We start from the raw sequence: 3,835 nt of genomic DNA on the forward strand, positions 1-3,835 counted from the left end.
GCAGTGCTCTGTGATGTGAGCAATGCTCGCACAAGACTGCGACGAGAACAAGAGCACTGCTCGCAGTTCTGGCACACTGACGCCATGACCGAGCCGACGACCGCCCCCCTGCGCGCACGGGAGCGGGCCCGGGCCGAGCTCATGTCCGAGCTGCTCGCCGCGGCCCGCGCCCGGCTCGAGAGCGAAGGGTCCGCGGCGCTGAGCCTGCGCGCAGTCGCGCGGGACCTCGGCATGGCGTCGTCGGCGGTCTACCGGTACGTGCCCTCCCGCGACGCCCTGCTGACCCTGCTGATCATCGAGGCGTACGACGCGGTGGGCCAGGTCGCCGAGGAGGCCGCTGCCGGCGCCCGTGACGCCGGCCCCGCTCAGGCGTGGCTCGAGGTCGCGCGCGCCGTGCGGCGGTGGGCGCTCGAGCAGCCGTACTCGTTCGAGCTCATCTACGGCACGCCGGTCCGCGGCTACCGCGCCCCCGACGACACCGTGCGCTCCGCGGTCCGGGTGTGGGCGGTCCTCGTCGGGCTGCTGCTGGAGGCGTACGGGGACGGCGTGCTCGACCCGGCGGGCCCTGCGTTCGACCCCGTCGGTCGCATGACACCCGAGGTCTACGCCTTCGCCGGCTTCCCCGATCCGGCCGCCGTGCCCGTCGAGGTGGCCCGGGTGGCCACGCGGTCGGCGACCCTCTTCACATCCCTCGTCGGCGCGATCTCCGTCGAGCTGTTCGGCCACCTGCACCGGGTCGCCGCCGACCCCGCCCTGGTCTTCGACGTCACGATCGCCACGGCCGCCGCGGGCGTCGGGCTGCGGATCTCGCTCGACTGACCGGGAAATCACTGGCCGGATCGCGGCCCCGGCGCGCACCCTGGTCGCCGCGGGCGCAGGTCGCCGGCGGGTCGATGAGCCCCGCCCCGGGAGGTTCRACTCCTCCGCTCGCGACCACACACCGATCCGCCCCGCTAGCTCAACAGGACAGAGTGCCGGCCTACGACGCCGGAGGCTGCTGGTTCGACTCCAGCGCGGGGCACCACCGAGAGGAACGACGATGGCGGGAGTACTCGTCCTGAACGCGGGCTACGAGCCGCTGCACCGCGTCTCCCTCGCGCACGCCGTCCGCATGCTGCACCGCCGCGTCGCGGTCGTCGAGGAGGCCGTGGACGGCCGCACGTTCGGCCCGTACCCGCTCCCCGCGGTGCTCCGCCTGGTCCGCTACGTGCAGATGCGCTGGCGCCACCGGGGCGGGGTGCCGACGTGGTCCCGTGCAGGGATGCTCGTCCGCGACGGGCACGTCTGCGCGTACTGCGGCACCGGTGGCGCGCTGACCGTCGACCACGTGCTGCCCCGCAGCCGCGGCGGCGCGAGCTCGTGGCTGAACACCGTCGCCGCCTGCGCGGCCTGCAACCACCGCAAGCGCGACCGCACGCCTACGGAGGCGGGGATGCGGCTGCGGTTCGAGCCGCGCGTGCCGTCGCACCTCGAGCTGCTCAAGTAGAGAGTCCACCTGGTCGACTCGTCCAGGGTGAACGAGTGGATCGCACGCAGGTGGTTCGGGGGCCGTGCGGCGGTCGAGGCGTGGCGTCACCGGCGGAAGGTGCAGGCTCATCTGCGCCGCCCGCTGGTGACGGCCCACGTGTGCGAGCAGGTCGCCGTTCCGCGGACGGCGGCGGAGATCTGGGCCTTCGTCACCGACCCCGGGAACGAAGGCGCGATCCTCGGTGCCCAGCACGTCCGGTCGTTCGTGGTCCCCGGGACGCCGGCGGGCGCGGTCGGTGAGGTCCTGTGCACGGTCGTCCGACAGGGGGACGGGTCCTGGAAAGGAGTGCTCGGCGAGACGGTCGAGCGTGTCGAGGGCGTCCGCCTCGTCGTGCGGGTGCTGAGCGAGGGCCACGGCCACCGGGAGACCGTGACCGTCGCGGACGGCGAGCTGACGTGGGAGGTGGCCGCCGAGACGCACCCCGAGCACGTCGAGGCCCTACGGCCCCGCCTCTCGGCCGCGCTGGTCGAGCACCTCGGCCGGATCGCCGCGTGCATGACCGGGCAGGTCGCCCCCGAGGTCGACGCTCCGTGCGTGCCGCGGTGTGCGGACGGCGGATCGRTCGTCGACATCGAGGTCACCGCCGCCATCGAGATCGCCTCGTCGGCCGAGGACGCCTGGGAGCTCGTCGCCGATGCGGAGAGGGTCGCGCTCGAGTCGTCGGACCCGTCGGCCGTGAGCTTCACGGTGCCGGGTTCCCGGCGGGGCGAGGTCGGTGAGCTCGTCTGCGTGCTCGTCGACAGGGTCGGCGGGGGGCGCGCCGCGACGTTCCAGCAGGTCGTCGGCCTGCGTCCGGGCCGGTCGATCGTGCTGCGCAGCCTCTCCGGGGTGCCCGAGCACGCGTGGGAGCGCGAGGTCGTGGTCGAGCCGCTGCCCATCGGCGCGCGCCTGACCCATCGCGTGCTGATCCCGGTGCACCGCCACGAGAGGGTGTCGGCCAGAGTCCTGTACGGGCAGGGCGCCACCCGCTACCTCCGGGTCGTCGAGGAGGAGCTGGTCCGCGCCTGAGAGCCGATCGGGTGATGCGTCAGATCGTGATCCGTCGACGCTCACGCGGAGCGGGTGAGACGTCGATGTCCAGCGCAGACCGCCGCGGACCCCGGCGCGCGGGACCGACACCAGGAGCGCCGTGAGCAACCAGGACCCGTACCAGCAGCCGAGCGGCGCCGGATGGCAGCCCGGCAGCTTCGCCGCTCCCGCCTACTCGCCGCAGGGCGACGCCTACGGCACGCCGCCGCCGTACACGGGTGACCAGTACGGCACGCCTCCACCACCGCCGTTCCAGGCCGACCCGTTCGGTGCCCYGCAGGCGCAGCACCCCGCGTTCGCGTCCTACGGGACGCCCGCGGCGCCGCCTTACGGCTACCCGGCCGGCCCGCAGTACGCCGCCCCGACATACGGCTACCCGCTCGCGTCGGCGCCGACGTACGCGCATTGGGGTCTGCGCGTCGCGGCGATGCTGCTCGACCTCCTCGGGGTGATCCCGTACTGGGTGGGTGCGTTCGTCTCCGGCATGCTGTCGACGCCCGGGTACGACCAGTTCGGTCAGCCGACGAGCGTCTCGACGCCGGCCGGCTCGGCCGCGCTGGCGATCGGCGCGCTGGTCTCGTTGGCGCTCTGGGTGTGGAACCGGGGCTTCCAGCAGTCGCGCACTGGTCAGTCGTGGGGCAAGAAGGTGGTCGGTCTGCGGCTCGCGCGCGACGAGACGGGGGAGAACGTCGGAGTCTGGCGTGCCCTGCTGCGGGACCTCGCGCACTGGCTCGACTGCTGGATCTTCGGCCTCGGCTTCTGGTTCCCGCTCTGGGACGCGAAGCGGCAGACGTTCGCGGACAAGATCGTCAAGACAGTCTCGGTGCGATGACGACGGCTCCCGGGTGGTACGACGACCGCGCCACGCCTGGCGTCCTGCGCTGGTACGACGGCACGAGCTGGACCCCGCACGTCGCGCCGCTGCCGCCCGCGCCGGGCGCGAGGGTGGCGGCCCCGTGGCCCCCGGCGCCCGTGGGCGACCCCGCGGGGATCACGGCACCTGATCAGACGCTCCACTGGTTGCTGCCCGTCGGCCGCTCGTGGCAGTCGATCCTGGCCGGCTACCTCGGCCTCCTGGCGTTGCTGATCTGGCCGCTCGCCCCGGTGGCGGTCGTGGTGGGCGTGCTGGGCCTGCGGCGTGCCCGCACCGGTGGGCACGGGTCGGGGCGCGCAGTGTTCGGCATCGTCGGCGGCGTGCTCGGCGGCGTCTTCTGCGTTCTCTACCTGGTCAACACGGCCGCATAGGCGCCACGGACGACGCTCTCGGCGGCCTTGCCG

The 3,835-nt window shown here is 73.7% G+C and carries 5 protein-coding genes and 1 tRNA gene; all 6 read left to right on the forward strand.

Annotation, left to right across the window (positions count from 1 at the left end; genetic code table 11):
- Positions 1–84: 84 nt before the first annotated feature.
- Positions 85–819, forward strand: a complete 735-nt coding sequence (locus AC1DUQ_RS19045; protein ID WP_477059711.1) for a TetR/AcrR family transcriptional regulator — start codon at positions 85–87, stop codon at positions 817–819.
- Between the two features lie 128 nt (positions 820–947).
- Positions 948–1,024: transfer RNA gene (locus AC1DUQ_RS19050), tRNA-Arg, on the forward strand.
- 15 nt (positions 1,025–1,039) lie between these two features.
- Positions 1,040–1,486 carry an HNH endonuclease gene (locus AC1DUQ_RS19055; RefSeq protein WP_477059712.1) on the forward strand — a complete coding sequence of 149 codons (447 nt, stop codon included), beginning with the start codon at positions 1,040–1,042 and terminating at the stop codon, positions 1,484–1,486.
- Between the two features lie 99 nt (positions 1,487–1,585).
- On the forward strand, positions 1,586–2,536 hold the full coding sequence (locus AC1DUQ_RS19060; RefSeq protein WP_477074357.1) for a hypothetical protein: 951 nt from the start codon (positions 1,586–1,588) through the stop codon (positions 2,534–2,536).
- 121 nt (positions 2,537–2,657) lie between these two features.
- Positions 2,658–3,389 (forward strand): RDD family protein, encoded by a 732-nt coding sequence (locus AC1DUQ_RS19065; RefSeq protein WP_477074358.1) that lies wholly within the window; start codon positions 2,658–2,660, stop codon positions 3,387–3,389.
- Positions 3,386–3,802, forward strand: coding sequence for a DUF2510 domain-containing protein (locus tag AC1DUQ_RS19070; RefSeq protein WP_477074359.1), 417 nt, complete (start codon positions 3,386–3,388; stop codon positions 3,800–3,802). The genes AC1DUQ_RS19065 and AC1DUQ_RS19070 overlap by 4 nt, the downstream gene beginning before the upstream one ends.
- Positions 3,803–3,835 lie beyond the last annotated feature (33 nt).

The sequence above is a fragment of the Cellulomonas sp. P4_B5_2 genome (genome assembly GCF_056402235.1).

Bases quoted from the DNA above. Each gene is read 5' to 3' on its own strand.
- AC1DUQ_RS19045 (WP_477059711.1), top strand. From the start codon at position 85: ATGACCGAGCCGACGACCGCCCCCCTGCGCGCACGGGAGCGGGCCCGG.
- AC1DUQ_RS19055 (WP_477059712.1), top strand. From the start codon at position 1,040: ATGGCGGGAGTACTCGTCCTGAACGCGGGCTACGAGCCGCTGCACCGC.
- AC1DUQ_RS19070 (WP_477074359.1), top strand. From the start codon at position 3,386: ATGACGACGGCTCCCGGGTGGTACGACGACCGCGCCACGCCTGGCGTC.